Consider the following 23,768-nt stretch of genomic DNA (forward strand, 5'->3'; position numbering starts at 1 on the left):
TCAGGTCATCGACCTTGAAAGTTGGCCTCACGTCTTTCGACGAAGGACTGAATACCTTCCTTGAAGTCTTCAGTCGCAAACACGGTCTTCTCGATCGCAGGGATGGTGGCGATGGCGGCTTTTTCCCCTTCATGGATATACGTCAGCGCCGCTTCCTTTGTCGCACGCAAGCCGATCGGCGCGCACTTGCAAACCAGTCGCGCGATTTCCATCGCACGCTCGCGATGCTTTCCGTACGGATGGACCTCTTGCACGAAGCCGATGCGAAGTGCCTCGGCGGCCCCATACTCGTCGCACGTGAAGAGGTGGTACATCGCATTGCCCCAACCGGTCCGGGTGAGGTAGCGGAAATGAGCGCCGCCCAACGGGGCAATCCCCCGCTTGGACTCCAGTTGGCAGAACCGAACCGTATCGGCGGCGACGACGATGTCACCTGCGAGCATCATCTCGATTCCGATGGTGTAGGTGATCCCATGGACCACCGAAATGATCGGCTTGCGACAACGTTTTTTTAGCCCGAACGGATCCACCTGGTCATCTGGGATGGGCTTGGCCGTCGCGGTCGGGCCGAAGAACTTCGGCATGTCCAGACCTGCTGTGGTGTGCTCCCCGGCAGGATCAAGAACTGCCACCCACAGGTTGTCGTCATTGTCGAAGGTCGTCATGTGCTTGGACAGCTGGTCCAGCAATTCCGGCGTGATGGCGTTCTTCTTCGCGGAATTGTCCAACGAGATCACGCAGATGTGACCTTCAATCGTCATCCGCACCTCGGGTGTTGCTTTTTCCGTGCTCATGTGTCTTGACTCCTGGTTTGGGGGGAAAATCTTTTCGAGTGGGTCAGACCGCACTGACGCCGCCGTCGACTGCGAGTATCTGCCCTGTGATGTGCTTGCCGGCATCGCTGGCGAACATGAGAGCGGCTCCCTTAAGGTCATCGTCGTCGCCGATCCGGCCAAGGGGAACGCCCTCGGTCAACTTTTCCACACCGACGGTGGCCAACGTGCCCTTGGTCATCTTCGACGGGAAGAAGCCGGGTGCGATTGCATTAACCGTGATTCCGAACGGCCCCCACTCGGCAGCCAGCGCCCGAGTGAAGTTCACGACCGCTCCCTTGCTGGTGTTGTAGGCGATCGTGCCCGTCATGCCCGGCGGGTTGCCCTGCAATCCGGCGATCGATGCAATGTTGACGATGCGGCCATATTTATTGGGGATCATCGAATGCTTGCCAACATACTGCGACAGCAGAAAGATGCCTCGAACGTTCAGGTTCATCAGCTTGTCCCATGCGTCCAGCGGGTGTTCCGCCGCTGGCGAACCCCAAGTGGCGCCGGCGTTGTTGACCAGGATGTCTATCTTGCCGAGCTTGGCGAGCGCTTCTGCACCCAGTCGCTCGATGTCGGCTTCCTTGCCGCTGTCAGCTGCGACCCAATCCGCATGGATGCCCATCTCGGCCAGGTGTGCCACAGCCTTCTGCAGTTCCTCTGCCTTGCGAGACGAGAGTACGAGCTTCGCACCCTGCTCACCCAACACCTCGGCAATCTGCAGGCCGAGGCCCCGGGACCCGCCCGTGATCAGCGCTGTCTTGCCGGTGAGATCCAGTATTTTCTTGATTGAGGTCATGAGAGTTTTCCTTGATGGTTGAAAGGGTGTAGTGAGGTCAGCTCGCTGTCGCCGTGAACAGGCGCCCGACGGACTCCGCGACACAGACGGGCTTGGTGGATCCCTCGAGCTCGACCGAAACCTCGACGGTCACCTGTGCGCCGCCTGCAATGGCTTCGAAGGCCAACAGCTTGAAGTTGCCGCGTACACGCGCTCCGGCGGGAACGGGAGCCGGGAAGCGCACGCGGTTGAGCCCGTAATTGACGCCCGTTCCAACCTCTGAAACGCTGTAGGCCGAATACATCATCGCGGGCAGCAAGGACAGAGTCAGGAATCCGTGAGCGATCGTCGACTTGAATGGGCCCGTGCTGGCTCGCTCGACGTCCAGGTGGATCCACTGGTGGTCTTCGGTGGCATCGGCAAATTGTTGAATTCGTGACTGGGGCACATCGATCCAGTCGCTGCGACCGATCGGCTGGCCGACCCTCGCCTTCAAATCATCGAGGGTTGCATAGGTTTGCATGGCATCTTTCCTGTGGGTCAATATTGATCGTTGAGGACGATCGCTTCGGGCTTGCCGTCGAGGTAATCACCGAGCTTTCGGCCCAGAGTCCGGTAGTGGTCTGTCTTGCGATGCGCCTGAGCGGCATCGGAGTCCACGTACTTCTCCACCATCGCGTACGAGACGTCGTCGTCGCCCTTCCACAGCTCGTAGGAAAGGCATCCGGGCTCGGTGCGCGACGAGGCCGCCAGTTGCTGTGCCGTGGCGACAAACTCCGCAGCAGTGCCAGGCTTGATTTTCAGTTTCACGACTAGTAGATTCATGATTTGCTCCTTGGTGTTGTCACCGCTGTTGAATGAGTTGAAACCGGTCTGTTCAGAGGACTTCGAACACGCCGGCCGCGCCCATGCCGCCGCCGACGCACATGGTGACGACCACACGCTTTGCCCCGCGCCGCTTGCCTTCCAGCAGCGCGTGCCCTGTGAGTCTTTGTCCGCTCACGCCATACGGGTGACCCACCGCGATCGCGCCGCCGTCCACATTCAACTTGTCCGCGGGTATCCCGAGCCGGTCCCGGCAATAGATCACCTGCACGGCGAACGCTTCGTTGAGCTCCCACAGGTCGATGTCGTCGATCGACAGGCCCAGGCGGCCCAAAACCTTTGGCACGGCGAAGACGGGTCCGATTCCCATTTCGCCGGGCTCGCAGCCGGCCACCGCAAAGCCCAGAAACCGGCCCAGCGGTTGAAGGTTGTGACGTGACGCGTAAGCCTCGCTCACGACCACGCAGGCTCCGGCGCCGTCGGAAAACTGGCTCGCGTTGCCCGCGCTCACCAGTCCGCCGGGCAGGGCCGACCGAATGCCGGCGATGCCTTCCTTCGTCGTGCCTTCGCGCGTTCCTTCGTCGCGGCTGCTCGTCACCTGCTTCGATCGAAATCCAAGAACCGGGTCCGCGACGCCGGCAGTCACCGTGATCGGCGCAATTTCGGCATCGAACCGACCCGCAGCTTGTGCGGCGCAGGCCTTCTGCTGGCTTGCCGCGCCGTACTCGTCCATCGCATCGCGGCCGATCCCGTAGCGCCGCGCCACCTCTTCGGCCGTCTGCAACATGCTCCAGTAGATTTCCGGCTTCATGCGTTGGAGCTCGGGATCGACCAGCATGTGCGTGTTGATCTCGTTCTGCACGCACGAGATGCTCTCGACTCCGCCGGCCACATAGACGTCACCCTCGCCCATGCCGATTCGCTGGCAAGCCAAGGCGATAGTCTGCAAGCCCGACGAGCAGAACCTGTTGATGGTCATGCCGGCCACCGACACGGGCAGGCCCGCCCGCAGCGCGATCTGCCGCGCGATATTGGAGCCAGTCGCGCCTTCCGGGCAAGAGGTGCCCATCAGCACGTCTTCGACGTCATGCCCGTCCAGGCCGGCCCGCTCCAGTGCGGCCCTGACGACGTGACCGCCCAAGGTTGCGCCATGGGTCATGTTGAAAGCGCCTTTCCAGCTCTTTGCCAGAGGTGTTCGGGCCGTGGACACGATGAGTGCGTTGGTCATGATTTGGACATCTGTAGGGTTGTCAGACGAAGTTGCGGTTCTCGGCGATCAGGCGCTCGAGCAGCGGAGCCGGCTGCCAGAAGCCTGGATCCACTCTCGCGCTGGCCTGCAGACGTCGCATGGCGTCTGCGACGTTGTAGAGACCGACCTCGTTGGCGTAGTGCATGGGGCCGCCACGCCAGGCTGGAAATCCATAACCGGTTAGGTAGACGATGTCGACGTCGCTGGCCCGCGCGGCAGTTCCATCTTCGACTGCTCGCGCACCTTCATTCACCAACGCGTAAATCAGGCGCTCCACAATTTCGGTGTCGGAGATTTCGCGCGGTACGATGCCGATCGACCGGCGGTGCTCGTCCAGCATGGCCGCAACCGCTGCGCTCGGGCGCGGAGTCCGGTCGCCCGGCGCGTAGTCGTACCAGCCGGCGCCGCTCTTTTGACCATGGCGGCCCATCTCATAAAGACGATCCCCAACCTTGCTGTAGACCATTTCAGGGCGATCGATCTCGCGCCGTCGACGTATCGCCCAGCCAATGTCGTTGCCGGCCAGATCTCCAACGGCGAACGGACCCATGGCCATGCCGAACGAGACGATGGCTGCATCAACTTGCTGGGGACTCGCTCCCTCTTCGAGCAGGAACCCCGCCTGTCGGCCGAATTCCTCTATCAGTCGGTTGCCGATGAATCCGTCGGCAACCCGCGAGACGACCGGCGTCTTGCGGATGCGACGTGCCAGCGCCAGGGCCGTTGCCAGCACGTCCGGCGCGGTGGCCTCTGCGCGCACAACCTCGAGCAGTTTCATGACCGGCGCGGGGCTGAAGAAGTGGAGCCCGACGACGTCTTGCGGGCGAGACGTGAACGCGGCAATTGCATTCAGGTCCATCGTCGAAGTGTTGGAGGCGAGGATCGCGCCGCGCTTCACGACGGCGTCGAGCTTGCGAAACACGGCCTCCTTGACCGGCATGCTCTCGAAGACGGCTTCAATGACCAGGTCTGAACCGGCAAGGTCGTCATATTGCAGGGTCGGACGCAGCAGGTTCATTCGCCGGTCCAGGTCCGCCGGCTTGATGCGACGCTTCTTGAGTTGTGACTCGTAGCCGCGTCGGATCGTTTCCGTGGCGCGGCTCAAGGATTCCTGCCCGGTCTCCAGCAAAGTGACCGGCATGCCGGCATTCAAAAAGCAGGTGGCGATACCACTGCCCATCAACCCGCCACCGATCACGGATACGCGCTCGATCTTGCGCACGGGCGTCGAACTCGGAATGTCTGGAATCCGGGCGGCGGTGCGTTCGGCCAGGAACGCGTGCCGCAGGGCACGGAACTGCGAAGTCTCGAGCAATTGCATAAACAGCTTTCGCTCGACCGCCAGACCCGCGTCGAAGGGCAGCATGGTCGCCGCCTCGACCGCATCGATGCACATCGCGGGCGCAACAAGGTTCTTGCTGGCCGGTGCCGACATGTTTCGCACGAACTGGAAAAACCCCTCGTGGTTCGGGTAGCTGCATTCGAGATCGCGGATACGGGGATGGGTGCCGGGTGCGCGTTCATCGGCAACCCTTCGCGCGAATTCGATGGCCTCGGCTTCGAGCGACTGTGCGCTGCCAGTCAGGCGGTCGAACACTTTCTGCCCGGCGATGGTAAACATCGCTTCGCTCAAAATGGACTTGCCGGACAGGATCAGATTCAGCGCAGATTCGACATCGAGAACACGCGGCAGTCGTTGGGTTCCGCCAGCTCCCGGCAGGATCCCGAGGGTGATTTCCGGGAAGGCAACCGCGCAGCCGGGCGCTACCACGCGATAGTGACACCCGAGCGCCAACTCAAACCCTCCGCCCATGCATATCGAATGAATGGCCGCAATCACCGGCTTTTTCGAGCGCTCGACGGCGTCGATCAGGCTCCAGACGTTCGGTTGAATCTGCGCTTCCGGTCTGCCGAATTCCCTGATGTCGGCCCCTCCCGAAAAGCCGCGGTCATTCCCGCGCAGCACAATTGCGCGAACTTCGGGATCTGCTTCTGCCCTATGCAATCCGGCTGCGATGTCCCGCCTGACCGCATAGGACAGACCATTGACAGGTGGATTCTCGATGGTGATCACGGCAACGTCGTTGTCGCGTCGATAGCTGGCAGTCATGCTCAAGGCCTTCGGGAGTGGATGTGGGAATCGCCTGCGATCAACAGGATCAGAAGTGAAAACGGATCGCGACGCCTGTGTCTTCGCTTGCCTCGATCACGTCCGCAAGACTGATTGCGTGCGGCAGGTGATGGTTGGCGTAAAAGTCTGCTTCGGAAACCTTCGACTGCATCTGCGACTGATCGGCTGACAATGGGGCTTCGACGGCGGCCAGGAGCATGCGCGCGTGCATCCACCCGCCTGCAACGACGCCCCAGAGCTCGAGGTAGGCGACCGAAGCTGCGTATGCGCTCCGAGGTTGTGCCCCCATGCTTGCGATGATCGCAGCGCTGCTTCTACGCAAGGCGGCGACCGCCGTCATCAAACGGGCAGACAGCTTTCTGGCAGTTGAGTTACGGCTGGAGCGGAGCTCCTCGACGACGTCATCAATCTCCGCGCAGATTGTTTCAGCCACATCGCCGCCGTCACGGAAGAGCTTTCGGCCGACCAGATCATTGGCCTGAATGGCCGTTGTCCCCTCGTAAATTGTGAGGATTCTGGCGTCACGATAGAGCTGCGCGATGCCTGTCTCTTCGATGAACCCCATGCCGCCGTGCACTTGGACGGCGTCGTACGTTATCCGCTGCGTGCTCTCGGTAAACCACCCCTTGACGATCGGAACGAGGAAGTCGACTCTGCGCTGGTACTTGACCCGTTCCGCTTCCGTCTGGGCGTGGCCGGCGAGATCGAGCCAGGCGCCGACTTGCAAAGAGAGGCACCGCATCGCAGCGACGAGGGTCTTCATCGACAGCAGCATGCGACGCACGTCCGGGTGATGCGAGATAGGCGCACCCTTCGGGGCGCCGATCACAGTACCTTGTACGCGATCTTCGGCGTAGGCAACCGCTCGCTGATAGGCCCGGTCAGCGACGCCGAGCGCTTGCACCCCCACGCCCATCCTGACAGAGTTCATCATCACGAACATGCCGGCTAGTCCTTTGTTCTCGACTCCCACGAGATACCCCACCGCCCCTTCGTTCGCACCGTATTGCAAGACGCAAGTGGGACTCGCATGGATGCCCAGCTTGCGCTCGATCGACACGCATTCCACGTCATTGCGCGCGCCGATCGAGCCGTCGTCGCGCACGAGAAATTTGGGGACCAGGAACAACGACAATCCGGCCAGACCCGCAGGGGCATCGGGCAGGCGCGCGAGCACGAGGTGGACGATGTTTTCGCTGAGGTCGTGATCGCCCCAAGTGATGAAAATCTTCTGTCCGCGAATCCGGTAGTTGCCATCGGGCGCGAGTTCAGCCGTCGTCCGGATCGAACTGAGATCTGTCCCAGCCTGCGGCTCCGTCAGGTTCATGGTGCCCGTCCAGCGTCCGGCGATCATGTTGGGCAGATACGCCGCGCGAAGCGCTGGGCTGCCACCGGCGATCAACGCGGTGATCGCGCCGTATGTTAGACCCGGGCACAGCGCAAAAGCCATGTTTGCCGCGTTCCAGATCTCGTCGACCGCATTGAGGACGAAGTGCGGCAAACCTTGCCCGCCTTCTAGTTCAGGAACTGCCAGGCCAATCCACCCCCCCGCGGTGTAAGCCTTGAATGCATCCTTGAATCCAGGGGCCGTCGACACATTGCCACCTTCGAGCCGATTGCCGATTTCGTCGCCCACCGAGTTGAGCGGGTCCAGCACTTCAGTTGCGAACGTTCCGGCGTGGCGCACTATTTCCATCACGTCGCCTAGACCGACTCCGGGGGCAGCTAACTCGAGAACTCCTTCGGCCTTGACGACGTATCGGAGCAGAAACTCGAATTCTGCAAGGGGCGCGCTGTACATATTCAGACTCTTTCGGGTGGCACTGACTTATTTCGGTGCGCTGTAGAGGCTCTCGATTTCGAACCGGTGGCGCTCGAGGACAACGCGACGCTTCAGCTTGAACGTGGGCGTCAACTCACCGTCCTCGACCCGCCATTCACGCGCGAGAAGAGCGAATTGCTTGACCTGCTCCGGACGAGACAAGGATGCGTTGGCCTCGTCCACGACCAGTTGAGCAGCCGCCACGATCCGCGGGTCAACAATGAGCCGCTCAACTTGGCTTTCCGTGATTCCCTGTGCCGATGCAAAGGCCCGCAGCTTGTCCGCATCGACAGTCAGGAGCGCGACGACGAACGCCTTGCCTTCCCCGTGCGCGATGGCCTGAGATATGAACTGGCGCCCGGCGATCCGGCTCTCGATCGCCGTCGGCGCAATGTTTTTCCCTGCGGAATTGACGATCAGCTCCTTCTTTCGATCGGTGATGTACACACGGCCCGCCTCGTCGATGCGCCCGATGTCACCAGTACGAAGCCAACCTTCAGCGGTGTAGAGCTCGCTCGTCGCAGCAGGCAGATTGCGGTATCCGGTCGTGTTCGCGGCGGAGCGAATCAACAGCTCTCCATCTGCCGCAACAGTCATTTCCACTCCCGGAAGCGGCAATCCCACTGAGCCGATCCGAATCTTTCCGAGTCGATCAACCACAGCAGGCCCACCGGTTTCCGTGAGGCCGTAGCCTTGATGAATGTAGATGCCGAGCGAGGCGAAGAATTGCGTCACATCTGGCCTGAGGGGTGCGGCCGAGCACGATGGCATCACGGCCTTGTCGAGCCCGAAATCGGTACGCAAATCTCGGAGGATTCCCTCACGCGCTCGACATGCATTCATCTGGACGAGCGCGGGGATGGCGGCCTCTTCCTGCTGCATCTCGAACTCCAACCGCAACGCCTCTCTTGCCGCTTCCACTTCTGGGCCACGTCCTTGGGCGTGAAGCTTCTCTAGCGCCGCCTCGAATGCCGTACGCAGCTTTTCCCAGACTCGTGGCACGGCCATAAAGAATGTCGGCCGGTGCAGGCGCACGATCTCCATCAACCGATTGGGATCCGGGCAGCACATCACATGTCCGCTTGTCCGCACCGCGAGATAAACGCTCCACAAGCGTTCGACCACGTGCGCCAGCGGTAGATAGCTCACAGACTTGAACCCGTAGTCGAGCCCGCCCCATCGGATCATCGATTCGACTTCGGCCCGCAGGCCGCCGTGCGTCAGGACGACTCCCTTGGACACGCCCGTTGTGCCCGACGTGTAAATGTAGGTGGCCGCATCACCTGGCTCGATCGAGTTAATCCGAGCAGCCAGCGTCTCGCGCATTTCTTCCAGGACACGTCCCCCGGATGACAGCAGGTCGCCCCACGACATGCCGGAAACGCTGGCCATCAGCTCCGCCGCTCCCGCCTCATCGATGACCACGATGCGCGGCCGATGCTCTCGTACCCAGTCAAGCGCCACGAATTTCTGGAGCACCGAGACGTTCTCGACGATCACGATCCGCGGCCTGCAATCCGCGATCAAGTGCTCCAGCTGCTGGTGGGCAAGCGTTGCGTATGCAGTAACGGTCACAGCCCGGCAGTGAATTGAGGCCAGGTCGGCCACCAGATGCTCCACCCTGTTCGACGCGGCGATCGCAACTGTGTCGGCTGCCTGGAGCCCAAGCGTCAAAAAGGCGGCCGCCATCGCGCGGACGCGGCCGAAATAGCCTTGCCAGTTCAGGGTATGGATCTCACCGCCCTCGATCCACGATACAGCCGCGTCCTTGGCACGCCGGGAGGCGTTCTCCTCGAAGATGGCGCAGAAGCCGTCACGCGCGTTCGAGGCTGGCTGCATTGGGCTGATGCACACATCGATGTTGTTCATGCGCTGTTTCGTCAAAGGATGAAGGCTTTATGGCTTGAGACCCGATTGGCTCGCTCACTTCGTAGACTAATCAGTCTAGCGACAATGGTCAATCAAAATCGACTAGGTAGATACCCGGTGAGTATCTGCTGGCGGAAACAACCTTCAGGGATCAGACCACCGATTTCGCGCCCAAAAAGCGCGTTGCGTGATTCCAATCTAGACTAGATAGTCTATTAATAGGAGAATGAAATGACGTTCAAGGCGCTGCTTGCAACCAAGGCAGGGAAGACTGTTTCGACGGAAGTCGTCGACTTCGACGAGGCAGACCTGATGCCCGGCGAAGTCTGTATTGCAGTCGACTATTCGACAGTCAACTACAAGGACGCGCTGGCCCTCAGCGGCCGATCCGAGGTCATTCGCGTATCCCCGCTGATTCCTGGCATCGACTTGGCTGGCACGGTTGAAGCTTCGTCGCACCCGGGCATAGCGGTTGGCGACAAGGTGGTCGTCAATGGATGGGGACTGAGTCAGACACACCATGGTGGCTATGCGCAGAAGGCGCGGGTCAAGGGGGATTGGGTCATCAAGATCCCAGCGGCCTTCTCGACCAGGGATGCCATGGCGATCGGGACCGCCGGCTACACGGCGATGCTCTCGGTCCTGGCCCTCGAGCATGGCGGCATCTCTCCCGAGACAGGTGATGTGCTGGTGACCGGGGCGAACGGCGGCGTCGGCTCGATAGCAATCTCCGTCCTGTCGAAGCTCGGCTACCGCGTGATCGCGTCGACGGGGCGTCCGACGGAGGGAGACTATCTCCGCGAGTTGGGCGCCGCAGACGTCATCGACCGGCGGACGTTGTCGGAACCCGGAAGTCCGATCGCAAAGGAACGCTGGGCCGCCGCAGTCGACTCAATCGGCAGCCATACCCTGGTGAACGTCTTGGCCCAGACGAAGTATCGCGGCGTGGTAACGGCGTGCGGCATGGCACAAGGTGTTGACCTGACCGGCTCCGTGCTGCCGTTCATTCTTCGCAACGTCACCCTTGCGGGCATCGATTCAGTCAACGCCCCCGCAGATGTTCGTGCTCTTGCATGGTCTCGCTTGGCCCGGGATCTGGACTTGTCAAAGTTGCGGCGAACGTCAGCGCTGGCGGCTCTCGCAGAGGTGCCGAGCATCGCGGCACGGATTCTTCAAGGTCAGGTTCAGGGTCGGATCGTCGTGGACGTCAACGCCTGAACTGGTTCGGGACACGAACGCGAGGAGAAAACGTTGAAGCCGCGAATTACTGAGCTATTCGGCATTCGGCACCCCATCATCCAGGGAGGGATGCACTACGTCGGTTTCGCCGAACTCGCACCTGATCGGCGGTCTCCAATGCTGGCGGCCCTCGGCATCCTCAGGGGCCCGACCCAGAAGACACCTGAGTTGCTGACCCGGGAGATCGCGCGCTGCAGAGATGCCACGGATCGGCCTTTTGGCCGACGGTCGAAGCCTTGTGGCTGCACTCGCGCTGGGTGCGGACGGAGTCAACATGGGTAATGCCTTTATCGGGGAGCTGGAGCTCGAACAGGTGCACTCCGGGACGCTCGAGCCTTTTGTGCAAGCTCGACTGAAGGCCGGGGCATCCCACAAGACAATCAACCTGAGTCTCGCAGCGGTCCGGCGCATCCTCAGCCGAGCAATGGCTGGAACAAGAGCCTGCAGACTTTGAAGGCGGAAAATGCCCTGCGTAAGGCAAATTCGGGCGGGGGGCAGCGGTGATCACGGAGCTGAGTCCCGCAAAAGTCCCGCAGCAAAGAAGAAGGACTCACGCCATTTCTGACGTAAGTCCTTGATTTTATTGGTGCGGCTGGCAGGATTCGAACCCACGACCCCTTGGTTCGTAGCTTGCTCGCTTTTCTTAAGTCGTTGATTTTGCTAAGGGAGTCATGTGGCAAAGCATTCTGAATTGGACTGTTTTCGCATGTTTTCCGGAAGCGAGTCCCCCAAAGTCCCCGAAGTCTGCGGCCGCTAAATTTCGGTTTGTCAGTAGGGTTAGGGATGACCCACGCGGCTGGCGTAAGTAGCGTCCCAGCGTCTCAACAATGCGACCGACAGAACCGCTTCGGACTTCCGCTGCGCATCACCCCGGCTTGGCTCACCATGTATGTTCAGCCTTAGCCCGCGCGACTTCTCGCTTGTCGCTACGAGGAGCTCAGCGCGAGAAAGCGCTAGTTCCGCGCCGACCTCGCGCGAGCCGTCTCGGGTATCGCCCCTGTCGGTCCCGACACGTCGGCCATCACCCCCAAAGAATAGGTCGAATTCGCCGCGTCGAATGCGAACCTCTTGCAAGCATTGGCGTAAAAACATTTTCCGGCTCCTATCAAGGGACTTCCTGCCGGCCCAAACTGTCGAGCTTGGGGAGGAGAGGCCGCAGCGACGGCAGTGTTCACATTCCAGCGGCTTCGTCGAATAATAGTCCGACGGGACGGACTATTCAAGCTGTTCAATCAGCTATGTTTTTGCGCTTGGCCGAAGCCTCAACCGCTTTATCTTCATCAGTTACCAGCGCATCGAGTCCGGCGTAGCAGCCCCTAGGTGCGTCCGCGGAACGACGGCCTACGCCGGTCGGCGAAGGCCTTCATGCCCTCCGTGAAGCTCTCGCCGTCGACCAGGTGCTCCTGCCGCCCACGCTCGAACGCAATCTGTTGGTCGAACGTGTTAGTCGCCGACGCGGCGAACAGCGCGCGCGCCTCGGCGATCGCGTGCGCCGGCAGGTCCGCGAGCTGCCGAGCAAGCTTCAGCCCTTCGGCTTGCAATTGGCCGTCATCCACGCACGCCCAGATGAGCCCCCAATCGGCTGCTTTCTCGGCGAGCAAGCGGTCACCGGTGAGCGCCAGACCTAGGGCACGGGCACGGCCTATGGCGCGCGGCAACGCCCAGCTGGCGCCCAGATCAGGGACGATGCCCAGCGCGGGAACAAACGGCAGGTAGAAGTACGCGGAGCGCGCAGCGACGACGAGGTCGCCCGCTAGCGCCAGGCCCACGCCGCCGCCGGCCGCAGCGCCGTTGACCGCGCACACCACAGGCACAGGGAGGCTGCGCAGACCGGCCACGATGGGGTTCCCAGTCTCCTCCATCATGCGGCCCACGAAGCGACCGAGGCTGTCGCCGGACGGCATATCGCGCGCACGCGCCGCAAAATCGGCCAAATCGGCACCAACGCAGAAACCCTTGCCACGCGCGGTGACCAGCAGCGCACGAATGGATGTGTCCTCGCGCACACGCTGCAGGCCGTCCAGCAAGCCGCGCTGAATCGCGTCGGATAACGGATTCATGCGCGATGCCTCGTTGAGGGTGATCGTGGCTACGCCGCCGTTGGCCTCGTAGAGAACGCTCGGTTCTGTCATTGTGCGGGCTCCTGGTGCTGCGAAAAGTAGGTGCGCACGATCTGGCCGTCCAGCCGCAGCGCGTGGCAGCCGCCGATCGGAGAGGTCCGGCGCGCACCGGCTGCGCCGCCGGTCGAGTCGAACTTGCTGTCTGCCCACAGCACCTGGAACGCCGTGCTCGCCATCGGCGCCAGCAACTCGGTCATATGGGTGCAACCCAGGGGGCCGCGGAAAAGACGCTTCACCTCGCGCGTGAAGCCGGGCTCGATACGCAGGCCGATCAGGCGGCGATAGGCGGATTCGACGCCGGCGCAATCGGCGTATGGTGTGGCCTCGCTGGACGCCTGCGCATCGACGATCTGCCGGTCCCGATCAATGGTAAGGCGTAGGCGCATCTGGTGGATCGGCGTCTGCGCGGGCACCTCCTTCGTCACCAGGCGCAAAGGATTCGGCTTGGTGTCAATGAGGAGACCCTCGATGTCGATCAGCCCGTCATCGCGCTCGAAGGCCTCGCAGTGGACGCGGCGCAGGTGGATAGGCCGTCGGGGCGCGGCAGGCGCGGCCATGCTCATGACAATGCGACCTCGAAAGCCACGCCACCGGCCACCAGCGCGTCGATTCCCGCCGCGTCCAGCCCGGCAAGCGCCAGCAGTTCACGTGTGTGCTCGCCGGTGCGGGGCGCCTTGGGCGGCAGTACGGCGGGTGTGCGGTCGAAGCGCGGCGCGGGCGCGGGCTGCACCACGCCACCGTCGTCCACGAACGTGCCGCGCGCTGCGTTGTGCGGATGGGCTGCCGCCTCGCGCATGGACAGTACAGGGGCGAAGCAGGCGTCGCTGCCTTCGAGCAGCTCGCACCACTGGGCGCGCCTACGGGTGCGGAACAGGTCGGCCAGCTTCGTGCGCAGCGCCGGCCATTCCGCGGCATCCCACTGTTTTTGGAAGTGCGGGTCCTCGATGCCGCAGCGCTGGAGCAGCTCGCGATAGAACTGCGGCTCGATCGCACCCAGCGCCACGTGTTTGCCGTCGGCGCATTCGTAGGTGCCGTAAAAGTGTGCGGCGCCATCGAGAAAATTGGCTTCGCGCTCGTCTCGCCAGAACCCCTTGGCCATGAGCCCAAACTGCGCCGCCATCAGCAACGCAGCGCCGTCGGTCATCGCAGCATCCACCACCTGCCCCTGCCCCGAGTGATGGGCCTGCGTCACCGCCGCCAGCACGCCCATTGCCAACAGCATGCCGCCGCCCCCATAGTCGCCGACCAGGTTCAGCGGCGGCAGCGGCTGCCCCTTGGACCCGATGGCGTGCAGCGCGCCCGACAGCGCCACGTAGTTAATGTCGTGTCCCGCCGTTTGTGCCAGCGGCCCCGTCTGGCCCCAGCCGGTCATGCGGCCATAGACGAGCTTCGGGTTACGCCCATGGCATGCCGCCGGACTCAGGCCCAGCTTCTCAGCGACGCCCGGCCTGAAGCCCTCGATCAGAATGTCGGCCCGCTCGACGAGTTTCAAGACTGCCTCCAGCGCCTGCGGATCTTTCATGTTGAGCGACAGAGACCGGCGGCCGCGGTCCACCACGCTGTCGTTGCGCATCAGATCGTCCAGGCCGCCGCGACTGGTCACGGGCGGCCGGTCGATGCGGATCACCTTCGCGCCCAGATCGGCCAGCAGCATGCATGCGAATGGCCCCGGCCCTATGCCGGCGAGTTCGATGACGGTGAGATGAGTCAATGGTCCTGGCATGTCATTCCTTTCCGAATTCGCCGTGCACCTTGCCAGTCCACAGCGTGGGCGGGTAATAGCCGCGGAGTTCTTCATCGATGCGGTGGAACGGTACGTCCGCCCATAGACCATGATCCTTCAGGTAGCTCATCTGACGGGTGCCGTCTTCCGTGAACGCTTGCAACACGGCATCTTGTGTGCCATCGAACTCCGTGGGTGGCACGCGCATCAGGGCGCACAACTCGGTGTTGAAGGCCGGCACGGCCTTGACCCACTGGCCGTCGATGTGCAGCCCAACCCATCCGTGGTGCATGAACACCTCGCGCCCGCCCATCATCTGCTTCAATTTCGGGGTGCTTAGGTGGTTCACCACGTCGGACAAGCCGATCGCGCTGGCGATGCCCGCTCGGCGCGCAGCCGCGGTCAGCAGCACTGCCTTGGGAATGCAGAAGGCCCGGCCCTCGCGCAGGACGGTGCTTGCCCGGTAGGTCTCCGGCCCCGGCCGCATGTGGTATGGGTCGTAGCGGATGCCGTCGCGCACGGCGTAAAAAAGCGCGACGGCGCGCTCCCGCTGGCCGTGCAGGCCTGCCACGACGGCATCGGTGAAGCGCACCACCGCTTCATCCCCGAAGTCGAGGAACGGCGTGGGCGCCAGGTATTGCGGGCCCGGCTCGGGCCAGCCGTAGGGCGTGAATTCGTTGCGGGTCATGCTTGGGCCGCGCGCTCACATGCGCTTGGCGACCTCTTCCAGCATCACTTCGGTGGCGCCGCCACCGATGGTTAGAACGCGCGAGTCGCGCGCCATACGCTCGACCGCCGTGCCGATGATGTAGCCGGTACCGCCATGCAACTGCAGGCAGGTGTGCACCACCTCCTGGAGCGTCTCGGCGCCAAAGGCCTTGAGCATCGACACCTCGCGCACGGTGTCCTTGCCCTCGTCGATCATGAGCGCGCACTGGTAGGTCAGCGCGCGCACGGCCGCCGCCTTGGCGGCGATCCAGGCGAGTTTGTTACGCACCACCTGCTGGTCCCACAGCGGCTTGCCAAAGGCCTGACGGTTGCGCACGTAGTCCACTGTGAGCTCGATCGCCTTGGCGCTCGCGCCCGACACCAAGGCACCGATCACGAGGCGCTCGTTCTGGAACGTGCTCATGATGTAGTAAAAGCCCCTGCCCTCCTCCCCTAGCAGCGCATCGTGCGGCACGATGCAGTCGTCGAAGAAGAGCTCGGCCGTGTCTGACGAGCGCCAGCCGTGCTTCTCGAACTTGCGGGCGATCTTGAGCCCGGGGTTGCCTTTTTCGACAATGAAGAGCGAGATGCCACGGCTGCCCTTGGCCTCGGGGTCGGTGCGCGCGGCCACAATGTAGATGTCGCCGTACACACCGTTCGTGATAAAGGTCTTGGACCCATTGATGACCCAGCCCTCGCGCGTTTGCACCGCCCGAGTCTTAAGGCCCGCGACGTCCGAGCCGGCGTGCGGCTCGGTCACACACACGGCGCCGATCTTTTCGCCCGCGCAGGCGGCGGGCAGGTATTTGAGTTTTTGTTCGTGCGTGCCGCGGTGCGCGATGTGGCCGATGGACATGTCGCTATGTACCGTGAGCGCCGAAGCCACGCCCCCAAAGGTGGACCGCGCCAGCTCCTCGCCCAGCACCACGGAGGCCAGCGCCCCCATGCCGCCGCCGCCGTAGGCTTCCGGATGCCGCATGCCCAGGAACCCCAGCGCCCCCAGCTCCCGGAACACGGAGCGCGGAATCTCGCCAGAGGCCTCCCACGCGTCGGCATGGGGCACGATCTTCTCGTCCACGAAGCGGCGCACCTGCTCGCGCACCATGCGAAGATCCTCGCTGAGAAAAGCGGGTTCCTGAAACTCGAATTCGGTCATCATTGCCTCTATTAATAGTCCGTCGCGTCGGCTTATTTTAGACCGCCGGGACGGTCCGCGCAAGCCCGCTTGCTACACTGCACGCATTGGAGGATTGCAATGCCCCGAGTACGTTCGGACGACTACGAAGCCAAGAGCCTGGCCATCATGGACAGCGCGGCCGCGCTGTTCGCCAAGGAAGGCTACCCCTCGGCCAAGATGGAGAGCGTGGCGAAGGCGTGCGGCGCGACCAAGTCGATGCTGTACCACTATTTCCCGACCAAGGACGACCTGCTGTTCGCGATGCTGCAGGAGCACCTGCAGCGCGTGATCGCGGTCCTTGAGGAGGCGATAGGGGCGCCGGGCACGCCGCGCGACCGGCTGTTCGCGCTCGTGCTGGTCTACACGCAGAAGTCCGCGCAGTCCAGACGCCGCCACACGATTGCGATGCAGGACGTGAAGTACCTTCCAAAGCCGAAGCAGACTCCACTGCTTGAACTGCAAAGGCGGGTGACCGACCTCGTCGCGAACTTGCTTCGCGAGCTGAATCCGGGTCTGCCCGATGAGGTGTACAAGCCGTACACGCTGATGCTGCTCGGCATGATGAACTGGGCCGACTTCTGGTACAAGCCCAGCGGGCCCATGAAGCCCCAGGAATTGTGCGAGCGGATGGCGCGGCTATTCCTCAAGGGATTCATGGCCGAAAAGGCCTGAGCGGCGGGGCAAGCCCCGCCGCTCGCGCTTATTGCACGAACTTGTACGTGGCCGCTGCCGGGTCGGCCTTGAGGAGGAACAGCTTGGGCGCAGCCAGGTGATTGGACGGCGTGAACGAAATCGGCGTCATCACGCCCGTCTCGAGGCCCTGCACCTTGGCGAGTTCCGCGTTGGTGCAATCCCAGGTCAATGCCTTGCCGCACCGGCCCATGGCATCGAACAGCGCCCGCGTGGACGCATATCCCGTATAGGTGTAGCGATTGACCTTGGGCAGTTCCTCGGCGGACAGGAACTTGGCCAGCTTCTCGCTGAAGGACTTGCCTTGCGGCGAGTTTTCCAGATAGACGTAGTCGACTGTATAGACTTGCTCGCCGGCCGAGCCCATGAGCTTGGCGCTCGCGGGCACGCGTGACACATAGGTCACGCCGACCGGAATCTTGTGCCCCATACGCTCCAGCTCCTTGGTCATGGCAACGTTTTCGCCCAGAACGCCGCCGGCCATCAGAGCCTCGGCCCCTGCCTGCTTCACCTTCAGGATCTCGGAGGAGAAATCCGATTGGCCCTTCTTGTAGATCTGCGTGGAAACGACTTGCAGCTTCTTGCCCTTGGCCGCGCGCTCAAAACCCGCGCGCACGTTTTCGCCGTAGTCGTCGTCCTGGGAGATGAGCGCCCATTTCTTGCCGGGATAGCGTTCGGCCATCATCGACACGAGCTCTTCCACCGCGTTGCTCATGTCAAATCCGACAGCGAAAACGTTCTTGATGACCGGTTTGTACAAGCCTTCGTGAGTCGTGATCGGCGCCATGGCCGGGATACCGGTCTGTTTCAACAGCGGCATGGCCACCTCTGACTGGGCCGTTCCCGAGATCGACGTGAACGCGAAAATCTTGTCACTGTTGATCAGTTTGCGCACGCCTTGCACGGTTCGGGTGGGGACATAGCCGTCATCCTCGGAAACTAGACGCACCTTACGGCCGTTGATGCCGCCTGCCGCATTCACCTCAGCCACGGCCGCTTTCACGCCCAGGTTGTGCGCGACCCCAAGCAGCGCCGGTGGCCCCGTCAGCGGCAGGATATCGCCGACGACGATCTCCGTATCAGTAACGCCCTGCTGGGCGTGGGCGGGGAACATCGCGCCTGCGGCCAGGAGGCCGAAGGCGGCGAGCGTCGAGAGTTTCCTGTTCATGCTTGCTCCTAGTAGATGTGGCGAGACCACGATGAGATTCAGTGATTAGTAGCGCAAGGGCCAATAGACCCAGGCGTGCCGGACGTCATGCCAGATGCCGCGCAGGCCGCGTGGATCGAACCGCAGGAAGGCGATGATCGCCAAGCCGTAGAGCACGCTCTTGATCTCGTGCGCGCTCGTGGTCATCAAGTCCTGCAGGCGCCCGCCCACGGCTGACATGAGCGTGCTAAAAAGTTCCGGCATCATGACGATGAAAACAGTGCCGAATACGGCGCCAAGCACCGAACCGATACCGCCGACGATCACGATCGCCAGCGCCTCGATCGACAGCAGAAACGGAAATCCCTCCACGCTGACGATGCTCAGGTACATGCCCATGAGAGCGCCCGCTAACCCGGTCAAGGCGGCGCTCACAAGAAAGGCGAGCAGCTTGTAACGCACGAGGTTGATTCCCATCGTACGAGCAGCAATGTCGTTGTCGCGGATAGCCATGAGTGCGCGACCCACGTAGGAGCGCCGCAGGTTGAGCGTGACCAACACGGCCGCGACACACATCACGAGGCAGAACCAATAAAACGCGCGGTCGCTCGACAGGTCCACGCCCAGAAGCGTGGGCCGCGCCACCGTGATGCCTCGTCCGGCGCCCGTGAACTTGCCGCCCGCCAGGATGGCCGCGTTCACGATGTGGCTGAAGGCAAGCGTGGTGATGGCCAGGTACAGCCCGTGCAGTCGTAACGACGGGATCCCCACAACCAGGCCGAACACCGCGGGCACCACTGCCGACAGCACCAGAGCCAGCTCGGGCGGAAGGCCGAGGCGGGTGACCCCGATCGCGTAGGCATAGGCGCCAAGGACCAGGAAACCGACATGGCCCAACGAGATGAGCCCGGTAAAGCCCGTCAGCACCATCAGACCCAACACCCCCACCAGCGTGAACAGGATAACCGTCATGTGGGACAGCAGGTAGGTGCTGAGCACGAATGGCGCTACCGCGAGCGCGACCAGCAGAACGATGGTCCAGCCCTTCACCGCGGGCGAGTCCGTCAGGACGATGAGCTCGCCATACCGCTCCTTGAAAAAACCGCTTTGCATCAGACCCTCTCAATTCGTTTTTCGCCAAACAGCCCGAAGGGCCGCACCATCAGCACCACCAGAATCAGCACGAAGCCGGCAATCTCCTTGAGAGTGCTCGGCAGGTAGCCGCCGACCAGGTTCTCCAGCACGCCGATGATCAGGCCGCTGACGCCAGAACCGAGGACGGCGTCGAAGCCGCCCAGCACGGTGGCGGGGAACGCCTTGAGCCCCAGCTCGTACACCGTGGGCGTGAGTCCATAGATCACCGCGAAGAGCGCACCGGCCAGACCCGCCAAGCCCGATGCGGCTGCCCAGGCGACGGCTTGCACGCGAGCCGTCGACACGCCCATCAGCCGCGCCGTCTTCTCGTCGGATGCCACGGCACGCATCGCCACCCCGAAGCGGCTGTGCCGCAGGAAAAACCAGAACCCCGCAACGGCCAGAAGCAGAGCCGCCAGCACGCCCAGCTGGCTCACGCGCATGCCAATGCCACCCACCGCCACGATGTTGTCGGCGTCCGTTACCTCGAACTTGTGTGGCGAAGCGCCCCAGACGATGGTGACGATGGAGCGCAGCACCACCGCGAGGCCAACGGTGACCAGCACAACCGATAGGACGGGTTCGCCCAGCATCGGGCGCATGATCAGCCGCTCGCAGACCAGGCCCAACGCGGCGCCCAAGGCAATGGCCAGGATCACGGTCAGCAGCCCTCCGGTGCCCATGGTGGTCGCCAGGGACCAAGTCGCGTAGGCCGTGAGCATGCCCATCTCACCCTGGGCGAAGTTGACGATACCCGTGGCCTTGTAGATCACGGCGAAGCCCATCGCGACGAGGCCGTAAATGGCACCGACGGCCAGGCCGGACACCACCAGCTCGATGAAGTAGTTCATCTCAGATGCCCCCATAGATGATCTGGAGTTCGCGTTCGAACTTCTTGTTGATGAGGCCACGGCGTACTTTCTGCGTGGCGGTAAGCTCGCCGTCGTCGTGGTCCAGCTCCTTTTCGAGCAGCACGAACTTGCGGATGTTCTCCACACGCGCGAACTTCGAATTGACCTCGTTCACCACGCCCTGGATCAGTTCGGCGACCTCCGGCAGCTGCGTGAGCGACTTGAAGGTCGTGTACTGCAGGTCGCGCTCCGCGGCCCAGCGGCCCACGCTGTCGAAGTCGATCTGGATCAGCCCGCCGAGAAACTTCTTGCCCTCGCCGACCACGATGGCCTCGCGCACATGAGGGCTGTCCTTGAGCGCGTTCTCGATCTCCGACGGTGCTATGTTCTTGCCGCCGCTGGTAATGATGATGGCCTTCTTCCGGTCCACCACCGCGATCTCGTCGTCGCCACGCTTCTCCACGATGTCCCCGGTGGCGAGCCAGCCGTCGGCCGCGAGGACGTCCTGCGTGCCCTTGTCGTCAAAGAGGTAGCCGCGGAATACGCCGGGCGAACGCACCAGCACCTCGCCGTCGTCGGCCAGCTTCCATTCGACGCCTTCCATTGCCGGGCCGCAGCTGCCCGGGACGAAGGGCCGCCCCGGAACCTGGACGAACGCGAGCCCGCCTGCTTCGGTGAGGCCATAGCCCTGGCCCACCGGCAGGCCGATGATGTCGAAGAACTTCAACGTCTCCGGCGACACGGACGCGCCGCCGCACATGCGGGTATGGCTGCGATTCAGGCCCATGTGCCGCTGCATGTTGCGGAACATCAGGAGCCACCAAAACGCGAATTCCAGCTTGTCGCCGAGCGCCACCAGCCGCCCGTGCTCGGCACGCCGGTCGGAAAGCACCCGCCCGCGTTTCATGGCGGCGCGGTAGAGCCGCTGCTGCAGCCGCCCGCTGTCCTTCATGCGGAACTCGAAGCCTTGCTGCAACTTTTCCCAGATGCGCGGCACGCCCAGGAAGAAGGTCGGCGCGATCTCGCGGATGTTCGTGGCCACCGTGTCGACGGACTCGGCGAAGTTCACGCATCCTCCGGTCAGCAGGTGCTGCACCGTCGAATAGGTCCGCTCGGCCACGTGGCACAACGGCAGATAACAGACGGACTCGAACGGCTTGTCCAGCATCTTCCGCGCCACCATGTACGCGTAGGCGCCATACACGAAGTTGCGGTGCGTGAGCATGGCGCCTTTCGGCGGGCCGGTTGTGCCGGAGGTATAGACAAGGATGTTGACGTCGTCGGGCACGAGCACGTCGATCGCCGCGTCCAGGCGTCGCTCGGCGTTTGCATCCTCGGCGGCGAGCTGGTCGCCCAGCTCCATCAGGTGTTCGAAAGCGTGCGGACTGCCCGACTCGTAACGGCGCAGGCCCTTCATGTCAACGCAGAAAATGTGCTCAAGGTGGGGCAGGCCCGGGCCATTGCGCGTGGCGTCGAGAACCTTGTCGGTCTGCTCCTGATCGCCCGTGATGGCGACGCGGGCCTGGCAATGGCCGGCGATGTACTGCACTTCGGGCCAGGGGTTGGTCGGGTAGACGCCAACCACCTGCACGCCGATCATCTGCGCGCCCAGGTCCGCGTAAAACCACTCGGGCACGTCCTCGCCCGCGATGATGATGCGGTCGCCCCGGGTCAGCCCCAACTTCATCAGGCCCAATGCGACGCGCCGCGCGTCACGGTAGTAGTCGGCCCAAGTCCGGCCGCGCCAGATCCCATGGATCTTCTCGCGCAGCGCGAATTGCCCACCTCGTTCCTGTGCGCGAAGGCGCAACAGGGCGGGAAGCGTTGCTTCGCCGCGAATCAGCTTGCTGTGTTCAAGCATGGCTGACCTCCTCACCGAGGTAGGCGCGAAGCACGGCCGGATCGGCCGCCACCTCTGACGGCGTGCCCTGTGCGATCAGCATCCCGAAATCCAGGACATAGACTCGATCCGAAAGGTCCATGACGACCTGCATGTCGTGCTCGATCATCAGGACCGCCACGCCGAACTCGTCGCGTATGTCCAGCGTGAATCGGGCAATGTCCTCTTTCTCTTCACGGTTCATGCCGGCGACGATCTCGTCAAGCAGCAGCAGGCTCGGCTCGCAAGCCAGCGCGCGTCCCAGCTCCACCCGTTTTTGCTGTCCGTAGGCGAGCTGCGACACGGGCTTGTCGCGCAGCTCCTCGATTTCCAGGAACTCGATGATTTGCTCCACCTTTTCGCGCGCGGCAATTTCCTCACGGCGCGGTCGCCCCCAGAACATGAGCGACTCCATCGCGGTGTAGCGGAAGTGGATATGCCGGCCCACCAGCAGGTTCTCCACCACCGTGCCTTGACGAAACAGGGCCAGGTTCTGGAACGTGCGGCCGATGCCCAGCCGCGCGAAGTCCGACGATTTCAGGCCCGCAGTGTCGCGGCCCTGGAAGACGATCTGTCCGTCGCTCGGCGGCAGCACGCCGCTGATCAAGTTGAAGGTGGTGGTCTTGCCGGCGCCATTGGGGCCGATCAGGCTCACGATCTCGCCCGGCATCACTTTCAGGCTGACGTTGTTCACGGCCTTGACGCCGCCGAAGCGCTTGGAGATGCCACGTACGTCGAGCACAGGCTGCTGGATCGTGTTCGTCATGACAGCCACCTCTTGCGACGCTTGTAGTGCTTCACGTCCTTCATGCTCGTGCGGCCCGGCTGCGACGACAGCCCCAGGTAGAACTCCCTCACGTCCTGGTTGCGACGCAGCTGCTCGCTCGTGCCGTCCAGCACTACGCGTCCGTTTTCCATGATGTAGGCGTAGTCGCAGATCGCCAGCGCCCGGCTCGCGTTTTGCTCGACCAGCAGAATGGTCAGGCCGGTCGTCTCGCGCAGCTTGCGGATACTGTTGAAGATCTCGGCCACCACCAGCGGTGCGAGGCCGAGCGAAGGCTCGTCCAGCGCCAGGATCTTCGGCTGGCTCATCAGTGCACGGCCGATCGCGACCATCTGCTGCTCGCCACCGGAGAGATAGCCAGCGATCTGTTGGCGACGGTCCGCGAGACGGGGGAACAAGCTGAATACGTAGTCCCGCGCCTGCGCGAGCCGCGAGGCCCCCTGCAGATGTGCACCGACGATCAGGTTTTCCTCCACCGTGAGGGAGGCGAAGAGGCGGCGTCCCTCGGGCACCTGCACCATGCCCCGGCGCACGATCGCGTGTGCGGGCGCGCGTTCGATGGAGTCGCCGAACAACTGGATCGCGCCTTTCTCGATCTCACCATCCTCGGCGTCGAGTACACCTGATACCGCCTTGAGCACGGTGGATTTGCCGGCCCCGTTGGAACCGAGCAGCGCAACGATCTGGCCGGATCGCACTTCGAGCGAAACGTCGCGTACTGCCTCGATGGCTCCGCCGTAGACGATCTGAATGTTGTGTACCGCGAGTGCCGGGGGCGGGCCTGCGGTGGCTTGGGGTTGGGTATTCATCACTCTTTAAAA

Annotated in this window: 21 protein-coding genes and 1 pseudogene; 3 read left to right on the forward strand and 19 right to left on the reverse strand. The window is 62.9% G+C overall.

The annotated features are described in order from the left end of the window. Positions 1-5 precede the first annotated feature (5 nt). The 8 genes from HNE04_RS04920 to HNE04_RS04955 are packed head-to-tail and all read right to left on the reverse strand — an operon-like array spanning position 6 to position 9,495. Entirely contained in the window at positions 6-794 is a 789-nt protein-coding gene (locus HNE04_RS04920) for a crotonase/enoyl-CoA hydratase family protein (protein ID WP_172217277.1), read from the reverse strand. 43 nt (positions 795-837) lie between these two features. After that, entirely contained in the window at positions 838-1,620 is a 783-nt protein-coding gene (locus HNE04_RS04925; RefSeq protein ID WP_172217279.1) for an SDR family oxidoreductase, read from the reverse strand. A gap of 37 nt (positions 1,621-1,657) precedes the next feature. Beyond that, complete coding sequence (locus tag HNE04_RS04930; RefSeq protein ID WP_172217281.1) at positions 1,658-2,122, reverse strand: MaoC family dehydratase; 465 nt, start codon at positions 2,120-2,122, stop codon at positions 1,658-1,660. A 17-nt stretch (positions 2,123-2,139) separates the two neighbouring features. Next, a complete protein-coding gene (locus tag HNE04_RS04935) occupies positions 2,140-2,424 on the reverse strand; it encodes a putative quinol monooxygenase (protein WP_172217283.1) in 285 nt (94 codons plus the stop codon). Positions 2,425-2,476: 52 nt separating this feature from the next. Further along, a complete protein-coding gene (locus tag HNE04_RS04940) occupies positions 2,477-3,652 on the reverse strand; it encodes an acetyl-CoA C-acyltransferase (protein WP_172217285.1) in 1,176 nt (391 codons plus the stop codon). A gap of 22 nt (positions 3,653-3,674) precedes the next feature. Further along, on the reverse strand, positions 3,675-5,783 hold the full coding sequence (locus tag HNE04_RS04945; protein WP_172217287.1) for a 3-hydroxyacyl-CoA dehydrogenase NAD-binding domain-containing protein: 2,109 nt from the start codon (positions 5,781-5,783) through the stop codon (positions 3,675-3,677). A gap of 49 nt (positions 5,784-5,832) precedes the next feature. Continuing rightward, positions 5,833-7,605: an acyl-CoA dehydrogenase gene (locus tag HNE04_RS04950; RefSeq protein ID WP_235964780.1), complete on the reverse strand. Its 1,773-nt coding sequence runs from the start codon at positions 7,603-7,605 to the stop codon at positions 5,833-5,835. Between the two features lie 27 nt (positions 7,606-7,632). Next, complete coding sequence (locus tag HNE04_RS04955; protein WP_207717444.1) at positions 7,633-9,495, reverse strand: AMP-dependent synthetase/ligase; 1,863 nt, start codon at positions 9,493-9,495, stop codon at positions 7,633-7,635. Positions 9,496-9,726: 231 nt separating this feature from the next. On the opposite strand from HNE04_RS04955, the gene acuI reads away from it, so the two are divergent. Both acuI and HNE04_RS27950 read left to right on the forward strand, forming a co-directional pair. Then, positions 9,727-10,713, forward strand: coding sequence for an acrylyl-CoA reductase (NADPH) (acuI, locus tag HNE04_RS04960; protein WP_172217289.1), 987 nt, complete (start codon positions 9,727-9,729; stop codon positions 10,711-10,713). 33 nt (positions 10,714-10,746) lie between these two features. Beyond that, positions 10,747-10,956, forward strand: a pseudogene (locus HNE04_RS27950) (nitronate monooxygenase); the annotation flags it as partial. A 1,094-nt stretch (positions 10,957-12,050) separates the two neighbouring features. Here the strand turns inward: HNE04_RS27950 and HNE04_RS04965 are convergent. From HNE04_RS04965 to HNE04_RS04985, 5 genes are read right to left on the reverse strand one after another with little or no spacing between them, the layout of a single operon-like run. Next, positions 12,051-12,866 carry an enoyl-CoA hydratase-related protein gene (locus tag HNE04_RS04965; RefSeq protein ID WP_172217291.1) on the reverse strand — a complete coding sequence of 272 codons (816 nt, stop codon included), beginning with the start codon at positions 12,864-12,866 and terminating at the stop codon, positions 12,051-12,053. After that, complete coding sequence (locus HNE04_RS04970; RefSeq protein ID WP_172217293.1) at positions 12,863-13,417, reverse strand: DUF2889 domain-containing protein; 555 nt, start codon at positions 13,415-13,417, stop codon at positions 12,863-12,865. Before HNE04_RS04970 ends, HNE04_RS04965 begins: the two co-directional genes overlap by 4 nt. Continuing rightward, positions 13,414-14,577, reverse strand: a complete 1,164-nt coding sequence (locus tag HNE04_RS04975) for a CaiB/BaiF CoA transferase family protein (protein ID WP_172217295.1) — start codon at positions 14,575-14,577, stop codon at positions 13,414-13,416. Before HNE04_RS04975 ends, HNE04_RS04970 begins: the two co-directional genes overlap by 4 nt. 1 nt (position 14,578) lies before the next feature. Then, positions 14,579-15,265, reverse strand: a complete 687-nt coding sequence (locus HNE04_RS04980; protein ID WP_172217297.1) for a transglutaminase-like domain-containing protein — start codon at positions 15,263-15,265, stop codon at positions 14,579-14,581. A 15-nt stretch (positions 15,266-15,280) separates the two neighbouring features. Then, entirely contained in the window at positions 15,281-16,441 is a 1,161-nt protein-coding gene (locus tag HNE04_RS04985; RefSeq protein WP_172217412.1) for an acyl-CoA dehydrogenase family protein, read from the reverse strand. Between the two features lie 99 nt (positions 16,442-16,540). Between HNE04_RS04985 and HNE04_RS04990 the strand changes: the two genes are divergently transcribed. After that, positions 16,541-17,134, forward strand: coding sequence for a TetR/AcrR family transcriptional regulator (locus tag HNE04_RS04990; protein WP_172217298.1), 594 nt, complete (start codon positions 16,541-16,543; stop codon positions 17,132-17,134). Positions 17,135-17,162: 28 nt separating this feature from the next. Here HNE04_RS04990 and HNE04_RS04995 read toward each other — a convergent pair whose 3' ends face one another. From HNE04_RS04995 to HNE04_RS05020, 6 genes are read right to left on the reverse strand one after another with little or no spacing between them, the layout of a single operon-like run. Then, on the reverse strand, positions 17,163-18,320 hold the full coding sequence (locus HNE04_RS04995) for an ABC transporter substrate-binding protein (protein ID WP_172217300.1): 1,158 nt from the start codon (positions 18,318-18,320) through the stop codon (positions 17,163-17,165). Positions 18,321-18,365: 45 nt separating this feature from the next. After that, positions 18,366-19,412: a branched-chain amino acid ABC transporter permease gene (locus tag HNE04_RS05000; protein ID WP_172217302.1), complete on the reverse strand. Its 1,047-nt coding sequence runs from the start codon at positions 19,410-19,412 to the stop codon at positions 18,366-18,368. Continuing rightward, entirely contained in the window at positions 19,412-20,284 is an 873-nt protein-coding gene (locus HNE04_RS05005) for a branched-chain amino acid ABC transporter permease (RefSeq protein ID WP_172217304.1), read from the reverse strand. The genes HNE04_RS05000 and HNE04_RS05005 overlap by 1 nt, the downstream gene beginning before the upstream one ends. A gap of 1 nt (position 20,285) precedes the next feature. Beyond that, positions 20,286-22,145 (reverse strand): AMP-dependent synthetase/ligase, encoded by a 1,860-nt coding sequence (locus tag HNE04_RS05010; protein WP_172217306.1) that lies wholly within the window; start codon positions 22,143-22,145, stop codon positions 20,286-20,288. Next, positions 22,138-22,929, reverse strand: coding sequence for an ABC transporter ATP-binding protein (locus HNE04_RS05015; RefSeq protein WP_172217308.1), 792 nt, complete (start codon positions 22,927-22,929; stop codon positions 22,138-22,140). Before HNE04_RS05015 ends, HNE04_RS05010 begins: the two co-directional genes overlap by 8 nt. Beyond that, positions 22,926-23,756, reverse strand: a complete 831-nt coding sequence (locus tag HNE04_RS05020; protein ID WP_172217310.1) for an ABC transporter ATP-binding protein — start codon at positions 23,754-23,756, stop codon at positions 22,926-22,928. The genes HNE04_RS05015 and HNE04_RS05020 overlap by 4 nt, the downstream gene beginning before the upstream one ends. Positions 23,757-23,768 lie beyond the last annotated feature (12 nt).

The organism is Caenimonas soli (assembly GCF_013155545.1).
In the GTDB taxonomy this organism is placed as follows: Bacteria; Pseudomonadota; Gammaproteobacteria; order Burkholderiales; family Burkholderiaceae_C; genus Ramlibacter; species Ramlibacter soli.